The sequence below is a fragment of the Shewanella sp. AC91-MNA-CIBAN-0169 genome (assembly GCF_040310165.1).
In the GTDB taxonomy this organism is placed as follows: Bacteria; Pseudomonadota; Gammaproteobacteria; order Enterobacterales; family Shewanellaceae; genus Shewanella.
Genome location: NZ_JBEOPM010000090.1, coordinates 1 through 288, shown reverse-complemented (window position 1 = coordinate 288; position 288 = coordinate 1). Strand labels below are relative to the sequence as shown.

The window sequence follows — 288 nt, the reverse complement described above, 5'->3', positions numbered from 1 at the left end:
CTGGCAGGGGTAAAGGTGTAAACGCCATCACTGTCCAGGCTAAAGGTACCGACACCGGCAATCACCACATCGGTTCCATCAGCGGTATGCACGGTTGCATCGCCCGCGACAGTAAAGGTGGTGACAGTAATCGGGCCATCCACACTGGTGCCGTCAATCACATTACCGGTCACTTCAGGGCTGTCTTCTGCAATACTGCGGGTTTCATTGTTATCAGTGAAATCATCGTTCACCGGCGTGACCGTTAAGCTCAATGTTGAGGTGTCATTGGCGCCAGAGCCAGCGGGT

1 protein-coding gene is annotated in these 288 nt (G+C 54.2%); it reads right to left on the bottom strand.

Translation table 11 applies throughout. The features are described 5' to 3' along the window. On the bottom strand, positions 1-288 hold a 288-nt coding region (locus AAEY98_RS22240), incomplete at both ends, for an Ig-like domain-containing protein (protein ID WP_351019736.1).